Here is an 18,201-nt window from a genome sequence, read left to right on the forward strand (position 1 = left end):
GGGGCTGTACGCGGCTAGCCGCAGCTGGGGCGGGAGCGGTCGGTGGCACGGCGCTTCATCGCCGCGCGGGCCTCGTCCTGCGTGGCGTACACCTCGCACATGTGACGGCCGTCCGGCGTCGCCGTGTGCTCGATCTCCCAGAGGCTGATCTCGCTGCCGTCGTGCAGCAGGAACGCGTGCTCGTACAGCGTGAATCCGAGGCGCGGGCGGCCGAACGCCTGCGTGATCTGGTGCGCGCACGCGGTGTGCAGGAGCCCCGCAGTGCCAGGTCCCGGGCGGTCCTCGTTCTCCGCACGGCGCAGCAGGCGGCGGGCGTGGTCCGCCGAGTCGTCGGCCGCGTAACTGCGGCGCGGCTCGGGGATCGACGGGAGCTGGAGCGGGAGCGGCAGCTCGAAGTCGGGGGCGGCCTCGCGGGGCAGCGGGAGGCGGTCCGTCGCCAGGTGCAGGTCGTCCTCCGAGGTGTACACCTCGTGCTGGGTCCCCCGGCCGGGCGTCGTGTTGTGGACGAGCTCCCACAGGGTGAGCGCGCTGCCGTCCGCGAGCAGCCACGTGTGCCGGTACGTCTCGCGGTGCAGGCCCGCGCTGTGGTGCGCGGAGTGCAGCGAACTGTCGTACGCGAGCGCGCAGTCGAGACGGGCGAGCGCCTCGTCGGGCAGCTCGAAGGAGTTCAGGGCCCGGCCCAGCAGGCGTCCGAGGTGCTCATCCGGCTGGTGCGTGCCGTCCGGCTGATGCGACTCGTGCGACTCGGGTGGCTCGTACGCTGCGGTGTCGTACGGAACGCTCAAGGCATCTCCCGGCGTTGCTACATGTCACCTTGTGGGTGCATACCGTAGCCCCTAGGTCGGACATCATGTCCTCGAAATCGGAAACGAGCGGGCCGCGCGGGGAAGTTCCCGCGCGGCCCGCTCTTGTGTCTGCTTTTTTCGGCGGCCCGCTGTTCGGGTGCCGGCCTTTCGGCGGGCGTCCGTGGGGCTCAGGGTGGGCTCAGGCCGCGCTGCCCGCCGTCCACTGGCTCCACGACATGTTCCAGCCGTTGAGGCCGTTGTCGGGCGCGATGGTGGTGTCGGGGGAGTGCTTGACGGTCACCACGTCACCGACGAGCGAGTTGTCGTAGAACCACTTGGCGATCGTCGCGCCGCCCGCGCCCTGGACGTCCGCGAGGCCGATGCAGCCGTGGCTGGTGCCGGAGCGGCCGAAGGGCGGATTGCCCTTCGGGTACCAGTAGTTGCCGTGGATGAAGGTCCCGGACGAGGACAGGCGCATCGCGTGCGGGACATCGGGGATGTCGTACTCGCCGCCGAAGCCGACCGTCGAGCCGTTCATCCGGGTCTGCACGAACTTCTCGGAGATCACCATCTGCCCGTTGTACGTGGTGTGCTGGGCGCTGCCGGCCGAGATCGGGATCGACTTGATGGTCTCGCCGTCCCGCACGACCGTCATCGTCTGGGTGTTCACGTCGACTGTGGAGACCTGGGAACGGCCCACGGTGAAACTGACCGTCTTGTTCTGGACGCCCGTCACGCCGTTCGCGCCCTCCACGCCGTCCAGGTCGATCTTCATCGTGACCTTGGAGCCGGCCTTCCAGTACTCCTGTGGGCGGAAGTCGAGCCGCTGCGCGCCGAACCAGTGGCCCACGATCTGCTGGCCGCTGCTGGAGGAGACCGTGATGTGCGACTGCACGGCCTTCTTGTCCGTGATCGCCTTGTCGAACGTGAATGAGACCGGCATGCCGACGCCGACCGTGGTGCCGCCGTCCGGCGTGTACGTGCCGATGAAACTGCCCGACGTGGTGACTGTCGTGAAGATCGAGTTGGCGGCGGCGGGGCGGCCCTCGGAGTCCTTTGCGGTGGCCGAGATGCGGTACTTCGTCCCTCGCTCCAGCTGTTCCTTGGGCTTCCATACCGAGCCGTTGGCGGTGAGCGAGCCGGGCACGGTCTTGCCGCTGTCGGGCTCCGTCATCGTCACGTCGGTGAGCTTGCCGGACTTGACCTTCACGCCCGTCGCGTTGATGGACGCGCCCGTCGAACCGTCCTTGGCCGAGATCGTGATCTGAGCGGCGGACGAGCCCTTGCCCTTGCTGTCGCCGTTCTTGCCGTCTGTGTTCTCCCCGTCGGCGTTGCCGCCGCAGGCGGTGAGGGCGAGCGCGCCGACGGCGAGCGCGGCCGTAGCCACCAGGAACCGCCGCGCGGTGCGCCTGCGGCCCCGCTCGGGCTGCCGGGGGTGCTGCTGGTGCGCGGCTCTGTCCGGGGTTGTCACGAGATGCTCCATGATTCGTCAGTTACTCCAGTGTGGGTAGAGAGGGCGAACTGACCGGAAAGGTTCCTTCGGGGCGATGTGAACGGAGACACAGGTCACGTCAGGAACCGGGCGGGCCGCCCGCTACGTGAGCCCTGGGTTCCGTAAGTCATGGGCCGCCCTGGGCGTCTTGGTGCGCCCCGTGCCTCAACTCCCGTACAGATCCCGGTACGAGAGGAACGTCCCGCCCGGCCCCCGCACCGAATCCGCCGTCATCACCGCCCGCACGATCGCCCGCGTCACCATGTCCGCGCCCGCCGCGAGGATGTCGTTCAGCGCGAGGGGATTGGCCTCGTCGAGCGGGCGGGTGCCGGTCGCGACGGCGAAGACGGTGTCCCCGTCGTTGAGGAGATGCACCGGACGGACGGCGCGCGCGATGCCGTCGTGCGAGGTGCCCGCGAGCTTGTGCGCCTCGGAACGGGTGAGCACCGCGTCCGTGGCGACGACGGCGAGCGTGGTGTTCATCGGCGGCGGCGCCTGTCCGGCGGCCTCCTCCTTGGCCCGTGCGATCCGTTCCTGCGCCGCCGCGTGCGCCTCGGGCGAGGGGTACGGATATGGGTGCGGGTGCGGTTCGCCGTTCCGCGCGGAGGCGGGGGCGGAGGCGGAGTCCGGGTCGAAGAGCTGCCCGTAGAGCGCGCCCGTCGCCGGATCGACCGCGGAGCCCACCGCGTTGGCCACGACCAACGCCGCGACCGTGATGCCCGAGTCGAGCACCGTGCTCGCCGTGCCCACGCCGCCCTTGAGCCCGCCGATCACCGCGCCCGTGCCCGCGCCCACCGAACCCTCCATAACGTGCGAGCCCGGCGCGGAAGCGGCCGCCGCCTCCACCGCCGCGCGGCCCGTCGCCGCGTCAGGCCTGGCCCCGAACTTCCCGCCGCGCCCCAGGTCGAAGACGCACGCGGCGGGGACGACCGGCACCACCTCGCGCGGCCCGGCCCCCACCCGTACGCCCCGGCCCTGCTCCTCCAGCCACGCCATGACACCCGAAGCGGCGTCCAGGCCGTAAGCACTGCCGCCCGTCAGGGTCACGGCGTCGATGCGCCGGACCACGTTGCGCGGGTCGAGCGCGTCCGTCTCCTTCGTGCCCGGGCCGCCGCCGCGCACGTCCACGGCAGCGGTCATCCCGCCCTCGGGCGCGAGCACCACCGTCGTCCCGGTCAGCCAGCCGCCCTCGCCCGTGCGGGTGGCATGACCGACCCGCAGGCCGGCGACATCGGTCAGGGCATTGCGCGTGGGCGTCGTCATACGGCATGCGTATCACGTGAGTTGGGCCCCGGGGCCGCCTCCGCGCGGACCCCGGCGCAGGGTGCCGGGCCGCGTGCGCGGCCGTGATCCCCGCCGCCGTCGGCTCGCGCACAGCACGAGCTCGGCCTGCACACCGCCGTCGACATCTCGGGCTTCCTCGGTGGGCGCCACCGACGCGCTGCTGCGGGACGTCGGCCTCGTCCTGCTCGACATCAAGTCCTGGGACCCCGAGACCTACCGGGTCACCGGACGCCCCCTGCGCCCGACCCTCGACTTCGCGCATCGCCTCGCCGACCTCGGCGAGAACGTCTGCGTGCGCTTCGTCCTCGTGCCCGGCCTGACCGACGAACCGGAGAACATCGAGGGCGTCGCTTTCGCGGGCTCCCTCGGCAACGTCTGCCGCGTCGACGTCCGGCCCTTCCACAAGCCGGGAGAGCCCAAGTGGCAGGGCCTCGGCAAGCCCTTCCCGCTGCACGACACCCCGACGCCCACCCTCGAGCAGCTGGCCACGCCCAGGAACATCTTCACGGCGCACGGCCTCACCACGGTCTGAACGGGCCGCACCCCGGCAGCCGGCCCTCCGACGGACGTACGCTGGAGGCATGAGCACCGCCCCCGCCCCCGAACCGCGCGATCCGAAGAACGCGCTGGTCTTCGACGATCCGCTGAGCACGCAGTCCTCGGACGACACGGACCGAGGGTGGGGCGAGCGGCCCACCACCGGCGGCGACAGCGCCGCCGACCTGGCACGCTTCCTCGACGAGAAGCCGCCCCACCACCTCTGAGCCGCGGCTACTGCTCGCTGTGCCCAGAGCCGCGCTGCGCCACCAGAGCGTCGCGGATCTCCTTCAGGACCTCCAGCTCGGACAGCTCGACGACCTCCGCGGCGCCTTCCTTCGCGGCATCCCGGGCCGCCTTCTTGGCCAGGTACTTGGCCATCGGCAGCACCATCAGGAAGTACACGACCGCGGCGGTGATCAGGAACGTGAGAGTGGCGCTGAGCACCGTGCCCCACAGGATCTCGATGCCGTCGTCGCCCGGGCACGTGCCCTTCAGGCACGACTTGTAGCCGTCCAGGTCCTTCGTGCCGAACGCGCCGACCAGCGGGTTGATGACGCCCTTCACGACGGCGTTCACGATGTTGGTGAACGCGGCTCCGATGACCACCGCGACCGCAAGGTCGATCACGTTCCCGCGCATCAAGAAGGCCTTGAAGCCCTCCCACACGCTCGGCTTCTTCTTCTCGCTCACCAGAAGGCCTCTCTTCACTTGTGCAGGACGTGGAGCAAACAGCTCCGCAACCTACGACAGCGCCTGGCGGGCCTGTCCAATGCGCCAACTCGAACGAGGGACGTGACTTCGAAACCGTGCGGACCGGCCCGTCCGGGGGCCCGAAAATGATCACCACAGCGTCACCGCCAGCCGCGAGGCGGCCCCGGCCCCGGCGAGCCGCGCCGCCGTCGCCCGAGGCACGGACAGCACGACCAGCGCACCACCCTCCGCGACAGCATCGCCGGCCGACTCGGGCGACTCCGGTACGGAGCTGACCCGCGCCCCCGCCGCCACGACCCTGCCCCCTTGGCCACCGGAGCCCTGCCCATCACCGGCGCCGACGCCGGCTCCCGCGCCCGCCGCCACGACGTCGACCCGGTCGCCCGGCCGCAGCAGCCGCACCGCCGCCGCGTCCGCGATCCGCACCGGCGCGGACACCATCACGACCGACCGCCGCACCCGCTCCCGCCCGGACGCGGACTCCGAGGAGCCCGACCCGGCACCGGACGCCCCGGCGCCGGACGAACCAGCCCCAGACGACCCAGCCCCTGAAGGCCCCGCCGCCACGAGCACCGCCGCCGTCACGGCGAGCCCCGCTGCGACCGCCCGCCGCCGGTGCCGGCCCGCACGGCGCGCCCGCCACCGCCCGCCGCGCACCCGCAGCGGCGCGAAATGCGGGACCTCGCACGTCGGGGGAGTGCTGAACGGGGACATGGGCGACCACCACCTGGATCGAGAGGCAACGAAAGTCTCGGAACGCGACGCGAGCTCGGAAGCTCGCCTCGCGCTCCACGATCCAGGCCCGCGTCGATTCCCGCTGAGCCCCGTGTACTACTCGCCGGTTGTGGACAACTCCCTCACCCGAAGGTGAAGTTCAGCCACCCTCCCTGCCGGATTACGGCAGCACGATCCCCGGATCCATCCCCCCGAGCGCCCCCCTGCACAAGCAGTCCCGCTCGCCCTCCGCCGGCAGCTCCGCCACCGCGTCGAAGAGCACCGCCCGCAGCCGGTCCACATTGGCGGCGAAGACCTGGAGGACCTCGTCGTGCGAGACGCCCTCGCCCGAATCGGCGCCCGCGTCGAGGTCGGTGACCAGGGTCAACGACGTGTAGCAGAGCTCGAGTTCACGCGCGAGCATCGCCTCGGGGTGGCCGGTCATGCCGACCACCGACCAGCCCTGGGAGGCGTGCCAGCGGGACTCGGCGCGGGTCGAGAACCGCGGCCCCTCGACCACGACGAGCGTCCCGCCGTCCACCGGCTCCCAGTCGCGTCCCCGCGCCGCCTTCACGGCGACCCGGCGCCCGGCCGGGCAGTACGGGTCGGCGGGCGACACGTGCACGACGTTCGGCACACTCCCGTCCGCCAGCGGCTCCCCGTCGAAGTACGTCTGCGCGCGGGCCTTCGTCCTGTCCACGAACTGGTCGGGCACCAGGAGCGTCCCCGGTCCGAACTCGGGCCGGAGCCCGCCCACGGCGCACGGGCCGAGAACCTGCCGGACGCCCACGGAGCGCAGGGCCCAGAGGTTGGCGCGGTAGTTGATGCGGTGCGGCGGCAGATGGTGGCCGCGGCCGTGGCGGGGCAGAAAGGCGACCTTCCGGCCCGCGATCTCGCCGAGGAAGAGCGAGTCGCTCGGCGCTCCGTAAGGGGTGTCGACCTGGACCTCGGTCACGTCGTCCAGGAACGAGTAGAAGCCGGAGCCGCCGATGACTCCGATCTCGGCCGTGACCTGTGTGTTCGCCTTGTTCGCCGTGCCGGGAACTGTATTCGCCATGTCCGGCACAGTATCCGCCCGGGAACGCCGAAAACCCTGTCGTCGAAGGACGACAGGGTTCCGTAAGAACTTGGCCGAAGCGGCCGTGCGGCCTTAGGCGGCGGAAGAGCTCGAGGACGAGCCCGAAGAAGAAGACGAAGCGGAGGCCGAGGACGTCGACGCGGAGGACGACTTGGAGTCCGAGGACGAAGGCTTCGTGTCCGAGGTGGTCGACTTCGCGGGCGCCGGCGAGCTGCTCGACGAGGAGCCGCGGCTGTCGTTGCGGTAGAAGCCCGATCCCTTGAAGACGATGCCGACCGCCGAGAACACCTTCTTGAGGCGTCCGTCGCAGCTGGGGCACACGGTCAGGGCGTCATCGGTGAACTTCTGCACCGCCTCGAGGCCCTCGCCACACTCGGTGCACTGGTACTGGTACGTCGGCACTTGCTTCCTCCTGGCACTCTCACTCGATGAGTGCTAACGACAATCCATAGTGACGTATTCCGCGAGATCAGTCCACTGACACGGGCACTCGGTGACCGATACCACGTGCCACGGTCCTGCCGGTCGACGGCGGGACGAGGTGGGACCGCAGGGTCGCGAGGAGCAGTACGGCGAGCACCGTGCCGCCCATCGGGACGAGGAATCCGGCGCCGTCCCAGAGGCGGTCCTCCAGCTGGCCGGCGACCGTGACGGCCGCTGCCTGGCCGAGCGCGACCGCGCCCGTGAGCCACGTGAAGGCCTCGGTGCGGGCGGTCGGCGGGACCAGCTTCTCGACGAGCGTGTAGCCCGTGATCAGGGCCGGGGCGATGCACGTGCCCACCAGCAGGCCGATACCGGCGAGCAGCAGCACCGACTGCGCGGCCCAGAGGCCGGAGGCGGTCACGGCGAGCGCGGTGTAGGCGAGCAGGAGGCGGCGCTGCGGCGCGATCTTCCAGGCGACGGCTCCGCAGACGATGCCGGAGAGCATGTTGCCCGCGGCGAACGTCCCGTAGAGGACACCGTTCAGGCCGGGCTCGCCGATCGACTCGGTGAAGGCGGCCAGGGCGACCTGCATGCCGCCGAAGACGGAGCCGATGCCGAGGAACGCCACGATCAGGACGCGCACTCCCGGGATCCGCAGCGCGGAAACGTGCTCCACGCTTGCGTGGACCTCGTCGGCGGTGCGGGAGGGCTGGGGCTGCGTGCCGCGCTGCGCGGCGAACAGGAGGCCGCCCACGAGCGTCAGGGCCGCCTCGGTGACGAGACCGGCGGCGGGGTGCACGCCGGTGCACAGAGCGGTCGCGAACAGCGGGCCGAGGACGAACGTGAACTCGTCCGTGACCGACTCGAAGGCGGCGGCCGTGGTCATGAGGGGCGAGCCCTGGAGCTTGACGCCCCAGCGGGCCCGCACCATGGGACCGATCTGTGGGGTGGAGGCGCCGGTCGGGACCGCCGCGACGAACAGGGCCCACAGGGGGGCGTCGGTGAGCGCGAGCACCGTCAGCAGGAGCACGGACGCCGTGTGCAGCAGGACGCCGGGCACGAGCACGGCGCGCTGCCCGAAGCGGTCGGCGAGCTTGCCCGTGAAGGGGGCGAACAGCGCCATGGAGACGCCGGTGGCGGCGGAGACGGCGCCGGCGGTGCCGTACGAGCCGGTGGTGTGCTGCACGAGCAGGACCGTCGAGATGGTGAGCATCGCGAACGGCTGCCGGGCGGCGAAGCCGGGGAGCAGGAACGTCCAGGCGCCGCGGGTGCGCAGCAGCCGGCCGTATCCGGGGCGCTTGTCGGTGACCGTGGCCGTGTAATTCTCTGGCACGGCCCTTGCCTTTCTGCCGCCTGGTAGCGCTGCCCCGGTAGGGGTGTGCGCCGAGAGCCGTCCTCATGCGCCGGGAACCGAGTGATACCGGGGTCCGCGCCAGGAGGGCCTGGGCCATGCAGGGTATGCAAGGGAACCGCGGCCGCTTTGCGGTCGCGCCGGCTCTACATCAGGCAGAGTCGGTGGAACTTCAAGTGTGTACCAACCATGCTAACGGCCGGACGGGCCGCTTTCTTCCGCGTGGCGGAACTTCATCCACCGGTCATCGACCCGCCATCCACCCGCCGGCTCCGTCCCCGAGCCCCGGCGCCCCGCTCTCCGCGTACGAGCTACGGCGCTACTGCGCCCGCCCTGCGCGTCCCGGGCCGCCGTTTCCCGCCAGCCATCCGGCGAGCTTGCCGCCCTGCGCCACGGCCCGCAGCCGGGCCTCGGCCGCGTCCCGCACCTGGTCCGTCGCGACCACGAGCAGTTCGTCGCCGTGCCGCAGGACGGTCGTCGGCAGCGGCACGAAGGACTGCTTCTCGCGCACGACGAGCGTGACGGCGGCACCCGGGGGCATCCGCAGCTCGCTGACCTCGACGCCGTGCATCCGGGACTCCTTGGGGATCGTCACGGACAGCAGATGTCCGCGCAGTCGCTCCAGGGGCGCCGATTCGATACCGAGGTCGGCGGCGGAAGCAGAGTCGCTGCCGAGCCGCAGTTTCCGGGCGAGCCAGGGCAGCGTGGGCCCCTGGACGAGTGTGTAGACGACGACGAGTACGAAGACGATGTTGAAGATCCGGGTGCTGTCCTCGACGCCGTTCACCATGGGGATGGTCGCCAGGATGATGGGCACCGCGCCGCGCAGCCCGGCCCAGGACATGAGGGCCTTCTCCTGCCAGGGCATCCGGAACGGCAGAAGACTCAAGACGACACTGAGGGGGCGCGCCACCATCGTCAGGACGAGGCCGATGACGATCGCGGGCCAGAAGTCGTCCACGAGGTCGTGCGGGGTGACGAGCAGGCCGAGCAGGACGAACATGCCGATCTGCGCGATCCAGCCGAGCCCTTCGGCGAAGCCGCGCGTGGCGGGCCAGTGCGGCAGCTTCGCGTTGCCGAGGACCATCGAGGCTAGGTAGACGGCGAGGAATCCGCTGCCGTGGGCCATGGCGCCGGCGGCGTACGCGGTGACGGCGATGGCCATGACGGCGATCGGGTAGAGGCCGGAGGCGGGCAGCGCGACGTGCCGCAGGCCGAAGGAGCCGAGCCAGCCCACCGCGATCCCGATCGCGGCGCCGATCGCGAGTTCGAGCGTGATCTCGCCGATGAGGGCGTACCAGTGCTCGATGGGTCCCGCCGTGGAGAAGGCCACCACCAGGATCACCACAGGGGCGTCGTTGAAGCCGGACTCGGCCTCCAGGACGCCCGTCACGCGGGACGGCAGCGGCACCTTGCGCAGCACGGAGAAGACGGCCGCGGCGTCCGTCGATGACACCACCGCGCCGATGATGAGCGCATGCCGCCACTCGAGCCCCACGACGTAGTGCGCTCCGGCGGCCGTCACACCCACGCTGATGGCGACGCCGACCGTTGACAGCATGACGGCGGCCGGCAGCGCCGGTCTGATGTCTTTCCACTTCGTGCCGAGGCCGCCCTCGGCCAGGATCACGACGAGGGCCGCGTAGCCGATGACCTGCGTCAGCTCGGCGTTGCTGAACGACACGTTGCCGATGCCGTCCTGACCCATCGCCACCCCGATACCGAGGTAGAGGAGCAGGCTTGGCAGACCGCTGCGCGAGGAGATGCGCACGGCTGCGACGGCGATCAGCAGGACCAGCGAACAGACGAGCAGGAGCTGGTTGAGGTGGTGGACAGTCAGGGGCTGTTTCCTTCCTCCGAAGGTCGTACGGGATGGCCCGTACGGGTGTACGGGACGCTGCGGAACGACCAGGTACTTCGTTACCTTACCTAATCGTTAACGCTTTCTTGACGCTCTCCAGGGTGACCTCGGGCGGGTTGGGGCCCCGGGTTCTTGACACCGCGTCCGAGGCCGCCGTGCCCTGCGCCTATGGTTGCTCCAGCGCTCCGTGACCCCACAGCCCGCCAGCAGCCCGCTCTGCCGCTCGCGAAGGACAGCAAGGACAGCGATGCCCTCGAACACCAACGCCTCTTCCGGCCATTCGTCCGGCAAGAAGAAGAAGGGGCGCAGAGCCCGACTGATCGTGATCGTGCTGGTCCTGGCCATTGTCGCGGGCATCGGCTACGGCACGTACTGGAGCATCAGTACCGTGCGTGCCTCCTTCCCGCAGACAAAGGGCTCGATCAAGCTCGACGGGCTCTCCGGTCCCGTGGACGTCAAGCGGGACTCCTACGGGATCCCTCAGGTCTATGCCTCGTCCGACGAGGACCTGTTCATGGCCCAGGGCTATGTGCAGGCACAGGACCGCTTCTGGGAGATGGACGTCCGCCGCCATATGACCTCCGGCCGGCTCTCCGAGATGTTCGGCAAGAGCCAGGTCAAGACCGATGAGTTCCTGCGGACGCTCGGCTGGCACCGGGTGGCGCAGAAGGAGTACGACTCCAAGCTCTCGCCCGAGACGAAGAAGTACCTCCAGGCGTACGCCAAGGGAGTCAACGCCTACCTCGCCGGCAAGGACGGCGGGGACATCTCCGTCGAGTACGCGGCGCTCGGGTTCACCAACGACTACGCGCCCCAGAAGTGGACGCCGGCCGACTCCGTGGCCTGGCTCAAGGCGATGGCGTGGGACCTGCGCGGCAACATGCAGGAAGAGATCGACCGCTCCCTGATGACGAGCCGCCTCGGCCCGCAGCAGATCGCGGACCTGTACCCGGACTACCCGTACGACCGGAACAAGGCGATCGTCCAGTCCGGCTCCTACGACAGCGCGACCGGCTCCTACGGGGAGGGCTCCGGCCGGTCCGGAAATCAAACCGGCACGGGTACGGGCACCTCCACAGGCACCGGAACCGGCACTTCCACCGGCACTGGCACACAAGGCGCCACCGGCACCGGTCTCGCGGGCAACACCGAGGCTCCCAACGGCCTCCAGAGCCAGCTGACCGGGCTCTCCGACGCCCTGGACCAGGTCCCCGCGGCCGTCGGCCCGAACGGCAACGGCATCGGCTCCAACTCGTGGGTGGTCTCCGGGGCGCACACGATCACCGGGAAGCCGCTGCTCGCCAACGACCCGCACCTGTCGCCGCAGCTCCCGTCGGTCTGGTACCAGATGGGCCTGCACTGCCGGAGCCTGTCGGCCTCGTGCCAGTACGACGTCACGGGCTACACGTTCTCCGGGATGCCCGGCGTGGTCATCGGCCACAACCAGAACATCTCCTGGGGCATGACGAACCTGGGCGCCGACGTCACCGACCTGTACCTGGAGAAGCTGAACAGCGGCGGCGGGTACCAGTACGACGGCAAGACGGTCCCGTTCAAGACCCGCAAGGAGACCATCAAGGTCGCCGGCGGTGACGACAAGACCATCACCGTCCGCGAGACCAACAACGGTCCGCTGATCTCGGACCGGGACGACGAGCTGGTCAAGGTCGGCAAGAAGGCGAAGGTCGACGCCGCTGCCCCCGACCGGGGCGACGGCTACGGAGTCTCGCTGCGCTGGACCGCGCTGACCCCCGGCAAGTCCATGGACGCCGTCTTCGAGCTGAACAAGGCGAAGGACTGGACCCAGTTCCGCAAGGCCGCCGCCGACTTCGAGGTGCCCTCGCAGAACCTGATCTACGCCGACACCAAGGGCAACATCGGCTACCAGGCACCCGGCAAGATCCCGGTCCGGGGCAAGGGCGACGGTTCGCTGCCCGCGCCCGGCTGGGACTCCGAGTACCGCTGGAAGAGCTACATCCCGCAGTCCGCGCTGCCGTACGAGTACAACCCCAAGCGCGGCTACATCGTGACCGCCAACCAGGCCGTCATCGACAAGGACAAGTACCCGTACCACCTCACCTCCGACTGGGGCTACGGCACGCGCAGCCAGCGCATCACCGATCTGATCGAGTCGAAGATCGCCGGCGGCGGCAAGATCTCCACCGACGACATGCGCACCATGCAGATGGACAACAGCAGCGAGATCGCCAAGCTGCTCGTACCCAAGCTGCTCAAGATCGACGTCTCGGACAAGTACGTCCGCGAGGCGCAGAAGCTCCTGGAGAACTGGGACTACACCCAGAACCCGGACTCGGCCGCGGCCGCGTACTTCAACTCGGTCTGGCGCAACATCCTCAAGCTGTCCTTCGGCAACAAGCTCCCCAAGGAGCTGCGGGTCAAGGGCCAGTGCCTGAGCGTGGAGCCTGCCGGTGACACCGGCCCGGCGGACGAGGACCGGCGGGTGCGCGAGTGCGGAGAGCGCGACGCGGACTCGGCGCAGCCGGACGGCGGAGACCGCTGGTTCGAGGTCGTCCGCAAGATCATCAACGATGAGAACAACGACTGGTGGAAGGCCCCGGCCACCCGCACCGACGCCGAGACCAAGACCCGTGACCAGCTGTTCGCGCGGGCCATGGAGGACGCGCGCTGGGACGTCACGGCCAAGCTCGGCAAGGACATCGACACCTGGAGCTGGGGCCGGCTGCACCAGCTGAGCCTGAAGAACCAGACCCTCGGCACGGACGGGCCCGGCTGGCTCCAGTACGTGCTCAACCGCGGCCCGTGGAAGCTCGGCGGCGGCGAGGCGGCCGTGGACGCGACCGGCTGGAACGCGGCCGGCGGCTACGGCGTCATCTGGGTCCCGTCGATGCGCATGGTGGTCAACCTCGCGGACCTCGACAAGTCCAAGTGGATCAACCTCACCGGCGCCTCGGGGCACGCGTTCAGCGCGCACTACACCGACCAGACGGAGAAGTGGTCCAAGGGCGAACTCGTTCCGTGGGTCTCTTCGGAGAAGGCGGTCGGCAAGAACACGAAGGACACCCTGGTGCTGCGGCCCTGACAACGGGCGACACCTTCTGAAAGGGCCCTCCACGCATGCGTGGAGGGCCCTTTCACGTTCCTGAGGAGAGGTCGCTCACCGGTCGCTCACCGAGCCCCTCACCGGAAGCGGCGCACTCCCGAAGGCGTCACCACGGCGTGCACGGGACGGTCGTGCGGCTCCTCGGGGACGCGCTCGACGACCTCACCGTCGTACAGGAGCACCACGAGCGCCGGATCCGCGTCCGCGCGCTCGAGCCGTGCGAGGACCCGGTCGTACGAGCCGCCGCCGCGGCCGAGCCGCATGCCGCGCCCGTCGACGGCGAGGCCCGGCAGCAGCACCGCGTCGGCCTCCACGACGGCCTCCGCGCCGAGCGGCTCCCCGGAGGGCTCCAACAGGGCCATCTTTCCCGCATGTTGCACGCGCGCGAGGGACCCCTGTCCGTCGTAGGCGCCCCAGTCGAGGTCGTTGTCGTCGAGGAGTACGGGGAGCAGGACGCGCACCCCGCGCGCGTGGAGCGCGTCGAGCAGCGCGCGGGTGCCCGGTTCACGGCCTACGGAGACGTACGCGGCGACGGTCCGTGCCCCGGCCAGCTCCGGAAGTTCAAGGGCCCGAAGGGCGAGCGCCCCGGCCGCCGTCTCGACGTCATCGGCGGGCAACCCGGATCTCACCTGGAGGAGTTCTGCCCGCAACGCGTTCTTGCCAGCCTTTGACAAACACATAGCCAGCTCACAAACCCCTCATATAGGCACCAAGTTAACTGGAAGCAAATCTTCCGCCCAGACGCTACGGATATGGTTCACCGCATGACTGAGTCGCACCCCAGGATCAGCAAGGCTGTCATCCCCGCCGCGGGCCTCGGCACCCGGTTCCTGCCGGCCACCAAGGCAACGCCCAAGGAGATGCTGCCGGTCGTCGACAAGCCGGCGATCCAGTACGTCGTCGAGGAGGCCGCGGCTGCCGGTCTCGACGACGTACTCATGATCACGGGCCGCAACAAGCGGCCCCTGGAGGACCATTTCGACCGCAACTACGAGCTCGAGTCGGCTCTCCAGAAGAAGGGTGACGCCGGCCGCCTCGCCAAGGTCCAGGAGTCCAGCGACCTCGCGACCATGCACTACGTCCGCCAGGGCGACCCCAGGGGCCTCGGCCACGCCGTCCTGTGCGCGGCCCCGCACGTCGGCCAGGAGCCCTTCGCGGTCCTCCTCGGCGACGACCTGATCGACCCGCGCGACCCCCTGCTCGCCCGCATGGTCGAGGTCCAGGAGCAGCGCGGCGGCAGCGTCATCGCACTCATGGAGGTCGAGCCCTCGCAGATCCACCTCTACGGCTGCGCCGCCGTCGAGGCGACCGTGGACAGCGACGTCGTCAAGATCACCGGCCTGGTCGAGAAGCCCGACCCCGCGGACGCCCCGTCGAACTACGCGATCATCGGCCGCTACGTCCTCGACCCCGCGATCTTCGACATACTCCGCCGGACCGAGCCGGGCCGCGGTGGCGAGATCCAGCTCACCGACGCCCTCCAGCAGCTCGCCGACGACGAGAAGGCCGGCGGCCCCGTCCACGGCGTCGTCTTCAAGGGCCGCCGGTATGACACCGGGGACCGCGGCGACTATCTGCGTGCCATTGTCAGACTCGCGTGCGAACGTGAGGACCTGGGCCCGGACTTCCGGACCTGGCTTCGCAGTTACGTCACCGAGGAGATGTAGCACCTTGAGCAGCACGACCACGCACGTCACCGGTCAGGAGCACGTCTGGTCGGTGGCGGAGCACCTGGAGGACATCCTCGCCACGGTCCGCCCGCTGGAGCCCATCGAGCTCCAGCTCCTCGACGCACAGGGCTGCGTCCTCGTCGAGGACATCTCGGTGCCCGTCTCGCTGCCCCCCTTCGACAACAGCTCGATGGACGGGTACGCGGTCAGGGCCGCCGACGTGGCGGGCGCGAGCGAGGACTTCCCCGCGGTGCTCATGGTCGTGGGGGACGTCGCCGCGGGCCAGGCCGGGCTGCTCCACGTGGGGCCCGGCCAGGCCGCCCGCATCATGACCGGCGCCCCGCTCCCGCCCGGAGCCGAGGCCGTCGTCCCCGTCGAGTGGACCGACGGCGGCCTGGGCGAGGGCCCGGTCTCCGGGATGCGCGCCCACAGCGCCGCCCCCGAGGGCGCCTCCGGCGAGGTCCGCGTGCACCGCCCCGCCGAGGCACGCGCGCACGTGCGCGCCAAGGGCAGCGACGTGAGGGCGGGCGACCGCGCCCTGGAGGCCGGCACCGTCCTCGGCCCGCCCCAGATCGCCCTCCTCGCCGCGATCGGCCGCGGCACCGTACGCGTGCGCCCGCGCCCGCGCGTGGTCGTCATGTCCACCGGCAGCGAACTGATCCAGCCGGGCGAGGAGTTGGCCGAGGGCCAGATCTACGACTCCAACAGCTTCGCCCTCACCGCCGCCGCCCGCGACGCCGGAGCGATCTCCTACCGCGTCGGCGCGGTCGCCGACGACGCGGAGACACTGCGTTCCACCATCGAGGACCAGCTGATCCGCGCCGACCTCATCGTCACCACGGGCGGCGTCAGTGTCGGCGCGTACGACGTCGTGAAGGAGGCGCTGACCTCCGTCGGCGACTCCGAGGACGAGACCGGCATCGGCGCCGGCAGCGGCGTCGAGTTCCGCAAGCTCGCCATGCAGCCGGGCAAGCCCCAGGGCTTCGGCACCATCGGCCCCGAGCACACCCCGCTCCTCGCCCTGCCGGGCAACCCCGTCTCCTCGTACGTCTCCTTCGAGCTGTTCGTACGCCCCGCGGTGCGCACCCTCATGGGCCTGCCAGCCGCCGACGTCCACCGACCGTCGGCCCGCGCGGTCCTGAAGTCGGCCAAGGCCCTCAGCTCGCCCGCCGGACGACGCCAGTTCCTGCGCGGGACGTACGACGCCGAGGCCGGGACCGTCACCCCTGTGGGGGGCGCCGGATCCCACCTCGTCGCGGCGCTCGCCCACGCGGACGCGCTGATCGTCCTGCCCGAGAAGACCACGTCGGCCGAGCCCGGTGCGGAAGTGGACGTGGTCCTCCTCGGCTGAGCGCGCCGTCCGCGCGATACCGTGTCGCGCACAACAGGCCGCGCGCCGCACCGCGGCCCACGGACCGGGAGCGCCAGAGCACCATGAGCAGTTCGCAGGACCGACTGACGCACATCGACGAGGCGGGCGCGGCCCGCATGGTCGACGTGTCCGCCAAGGACGTGACCGCGCGCACCGCCCGTGCCAGCGGCCGCGTCCTCGTATCGCCCCGCGTGGTGGAGCTGCTGCGTGGCGGGGGAGTGCCCAAGGGCGACGCCCTCGCCACGGCGCGCATCGCCGGGATCATGGGTGCCAAGCGCACCCCCGACCTCATCCCGCTCTGCCACCCGCTGTCGGTGTCCGGGGTGAAACTGGACCTGTCCGTCGCCGACGACGCGGTCGAGATCCTCGCCACGGTGAAGACCACGGACCGCACGGGCGTCGAGATGGAGGCCCTGACGGCCGTCTCGGTGGCCGCGCTCACGGTGATCGACATGGTGAAGGCCGTCGACAAGGGCGCCGTCATCACGGACGTACGCGTGGAGGAGAAGACGGGCGGCAAGTCGGGCCACTGGACCCGTCCGGAGGCCGGGGAATGAGCCCCTACCGCGCCCTCGTCGTCACCGCCTCCAACCGCGCCGCCGCCGGGGTCTACGCCGACACCGGCGGCCCCCGGATCGCGAAGGGCCTCGAAGCCCTGGGCTTCCAGGTCGACGGGCCGCAGGTCGTGCCCGACGGAGACCCGGTGGCCGAGGCGCTGCGGGCCGGCGTCGACGCCGGATACGACGTCATCCTCACCACCGGCGGCACCGGCATCTCGCCCACCGACCGGACCCCCGAGGCCACCCGCAGCGTGCTCGACCACGAGGTGCCGGGCATCCCCGAGGCCATTCGCGCGTTCGGACGGGAGAAGGTGCCCACGGCCGCGCTCTCCCGAGGCCTCGCCGGCGTCGCGGGACGCACGCTGATCGTGAACCTGCCGGGGTCGTCCGGCGGCGTCAAGGACGGCCTCGCCGTACTGGGTCCCCTGCTGACCCACGCCGTCGACCAGCTGCGCGGCGGCGACCACCCCAGACCCGACGGGGGTGCGAGCTGAACACCCCATCCTGGCCGGTCGAGCTGACGGACGGTGACGTCTGCCTGCGCCCGATAAAGCTGCGCGACCAGCGGGCCTGGCGCGAGGTCAACCGCCGCAACCGCGACTGGCTGCGCCCCTGGGAAGCGACCATCCCGCCGCCCACGCCCAGCGGCCCGATCGCCCACCGTCCGACGTACCGTCAGATGGTCCGCCATCTGCGCGCCGAGGCGAGCGCGGGGCGCATGCTGCCCTTCGTCATCGAGTACCAGGGGCGCCTGGTCGGGCAGTTGACGGTGGCCGGGATCACCTGGGGCTCGATGTGCTCGGGCCATGTCGGCTACTGGGTCGACGAGTCGGTGGCCGGGCGCGGAGTGATGCCGACTGCGGTGGCGCTCGCGGTCGACCACTGCTTCCGCACCGTGGGCCTGCACCGCATCGAGGTCTGTATTCGCCCGGAGAACGTGCCGAGCCGCCGGGTCGTCGAAAAACTCGGATTCCGCGAGGAAGGGCTGCGGCCCCGCTATCTCCACATCGACGGCGGCTGGCGTGACCATCTCGTCTTCGCGCTCACCGCTGAGGAGGTCCCGGAAGGCCTCCTGAGCCGCTGGCGTCACAAGCGTGGCGGCAACACCGCTGGTCCGAGCGCCGCGAAGCGGCCGGGCACTTCGCCAAAATAAAATAAGTGTTCGAAATCGATCGGAGATCGTCCGCCGCAGGCATTAAATTCGCTCGACGGGCGGCGCGTTGATGCCTCAGTCGGAAAAAAAGTTCGAAATATCAGCCAGATCGTGCGACACACCGG

General features: G+C 70.5%; 18 protein-coding genes. 8 read left to right on the top strand and 10 right to left on the bottom strand.

Going from position 1 to position 18,201, the window contains the following annotated elements; translation table 11 throughout:
• Window positions 1–14: 14 nt before the first annotated feature.
• From CG723_RS27050 to CG723_RS27060, 3 genes are all read right to left on the bottom strand, one after another.
• Window positions 15–785 (bottom strand): DUF6227 family protein, encoded by a 771-nt coding sequence (locus CG723_RS27050; protein ID WP_100596101.1) that lies wholly within the window; start codon window positions 783–785, stop codon window positions 15–17.
• A gap of 199 nt (window positions 786–984) precedes the next feature.
• The gene (locus CG723_RS27055; RefSeq protein WP_100596102.1) at window positions 985–2,268 is read right to left on the bottom strand and encodes a L,D-transpeptidase; all 1,284 of its coding nucleotides are present in this window, start codon (window positions 2,266–2,268) and stop codon (window positions 985–987) included.
• Window positions 2,269–2,442: 174 nt separating this feature from the next.
• The gene (locus CG723_RS27060; RefSeq protein ID WP_100596103.1) at window positions 2,443–3,540 is read right to left on the bottom strand and encodes a P1 family peptidase; all 1,098 of its coding nucleotides are present in this window, start codon (window positions 3,538–3,540) and stop codon (window positions 2,443–2,445) included.
• Between the two features lie 160 nt (window positions 3,541–3,700).
• On the opposite strand from CG723_RS27060, the gene CG723_RS27065 reads away from it, so the two are divergent.
• Window positions 3,701–4,093 carry a hypothetical protein gene (locus CG723_RS27065; protein ID WP_442802592.1) on the top strand — a complete coding sequence of 131 codons (393 nt, stop codon included), beginning with the start codon at window positions 3,701–3,703 and terminating at the stop codon, window positions 4,091–4,093.
• 49 nt (window positions 4,094–4,142) lie between these two features.
• The gene (locus CG723_RS27070; protein WP_100596104.1) at window positions 4,143–4,325 is read left to right on the top strand and encodes a hypothetical protein; all 183 of its coding nucleotides are present in this window, start codon (window positions 4,143–4,145) and stop codon (window positions 4,323–4,325) included.
• A gap of 7 nt (window positions 4,326–4,332) precedes the next feature.
• Here CG723_RS27070 and mscL read toward each other — a convergent pair whose 3' ends face one another.
• The 6 genes from mscL to CG723_RS27100 form a co-directional block, all read right to left on the bottom strand.
• Window positions 4,333–4,791: a large conductance mechanosensitive channel protein MscL gene (gene mscL, locus CG723_RS27075; protein ID WP_100596105.1), complete on the bottom strand. Its 459-nt coding sequence runs from the start codon at window positions 4,789–4,791 to the stop codon at window positions 4,333–4,335.
• A 150-nt stretch (window positions 4,792–4,941) separates the two neighbouring features.
• Window positions 4,942–5,526, bottom strand: a complete 585-nt coding sequence (locus CG723_RS27080) for an RcpC/CpaB family pilus assembly protein (RefSeq protein WP_100596106.1) — start codon at window positions 5,524–5,526, stop codon at window positions 4,942–4,944.
• A gap of 181 nt (window positions 5,527–5,707) precedes the next feature.
• Window positions 5,708–6,583 carry an S-methyl-5'-thioadenosine phosphorylase gene (locus CG723_RS27085; protein WP_100596107.1) on the bottom strand — a complete coding sequence of 292 codons (876 nt, stop codon included), beginning with the start codon at window positions 6,581–6,583 and terminating at the stop codon, window positions 5,708–5,710.
• A gap of 93 nt (window positions 6,584–6,676) precedes the next feature.
• Window positions 6,677–7,006, bottom strand: coding sequence for an FmdB family zinc ribbon protein (locus CG723_RS27090; RefSeq protein ID WP_100596108.1), 330 nt, complete (start codon window positions 7,004–7,006; stop codon window positions 6,677–6,679).
• Window positions 7,007–7,073: 67 nt separating this feature from the next.
• Window positions 7,074–8,360: an MFS transporter gene (locus CG723_RS27095; protein WP_100596109.1), complete on the bottom strand. Its 1,287-nt coding sequence runs from the start codon at window positions 8,358–8,360 to the stop codon at window positions 7,074–7,076.
• Window positions 8,361–8,697: 337 nt separating this feature from the next.
• Window positions 8,698–10,218, bottom strand: a complete 1,521-nt coding sequence (locus CG723_RS27100) for a potassium/proton antiporter (protein WP_199841912.1) — start codon at window positions 10,216–10,218, stop codon at window positions 8,698–8,700.
• A 268-nt stretch (window positions 10,219–10,486) separates the two neighbouring features.
• On the opposite strand from CG723_RS27100, the gene CG723_RS27105 reads away from it, so the two are divergent.
• Window positions 10,487–13,300, top strand: coding sequence for a penicillin acylase family protein (locus CG723_RS27105; RefSeq protein WP_100596111.1), 2,814 nt, complete (start codon window positions 10,487–10,489; stop codon window positions 13,298–13,300).
• 98 nt (window positions 13,301–13,398) lie between these two features.
• Here the strand turns inward: CG723_RS27105 and CG723_RS27110 are convergent, their stop codons facing one another.
• Entirely contained in the window at window positions 13,399–14,001 is a 603-nt protein-coding gene (locus CG723_RS27110) for a 5-formyltetrahydrofolate cyclo-ligase (protein WP_100596112.1), read from the bottom strand.
• Window positions 14,002–14,085: 84 nt separating this feature from the next.
• Between CG723_RS27110 and galU the strand changes: the two genes are divergently transcribed.
• The 5 genes from galU (at window position 14,086) to CG723_RS27135 (ending at window position 18,076) form a co-directional block, all read left to right on the top strand.
• Window positions 14,086–14,988: a UTP--glucose-1-phosphate uridylyltransferase GalU gene (galU, locus tag CG723_RS27115; RefSeq protein WP_100596113.1), complete on the top strand. Its 903-nt coding sequence runs from the start codon at window positions 14,086–14,088 to the stop codon at window positions 14,986–14,988.
• Window positions 14,989–14,992: 4 nt separating this feature from the next.
• A complete protein-coding gene (glp, locus tag CG723_RS27120) occupies window positions 14,993–16,342 on the top strand; it encodes a molybdotransferase-like divisome protein Glp (RefSeq protein ID WP_100596114.1) in 1,350 nt (449 codons plus the stop codon).
• An 83-nt stretch (window positions 16,343–16,425) separates the two neighbouring features.
• Window positions 16,426–16,920 carry a cyclic pyranopterin monophosphate synthase MoaC gene (gene moaC, locus CG723_RS27125; RefSeq protein WP_100596115.1) on the top strand — a complete coding sequence of 165 codons (495 nt, stop codon included), beginning with the start codon at window positions 16,426–16,428 and terminating at the stop codon, window positions 16,918–16,920.
• Window positions 16,917–17,417: a MogA/MoaB family molybdenum cofactor biosynthesis protein gene (locus CG723_RS27130; protein ID WP_100596116.1), complete on the top strand. Its 501-nt coding sequence runs from the start codon at window positions 16,917–16,919 to the stop codon at window positions 17,415–17,417. Before moaC ends, CG723_RS27130 begins: the two co-directional genes overlap by 4 nt.
• On the top strand, window positions 17,414–18,076 hold the full coding sequence (locus CG723_RS27135) for a GNAT family N-acetyltransferase (protein WP_100596117.1): 663 nt from the start codon (window positions 17,414–17,416) through the stop codon (window positions 18,074–18,076). Before CG723_RS27130 ends, CG723_RS27135 begins: the two co-directional genes overlap by 4 nt.
• Window positions 18,077–18,201 lie beyond the last annotated feature (125 nt).

The sequence above is a fragment of the Streptomyces sp. CB01635 genome (assembly GCF_002803065.1).
Lineage (GTDB): Bacteria > Actinomycetota > Actinomycetes > Streptomycetales > Streptomycetaceae > Streptomyces.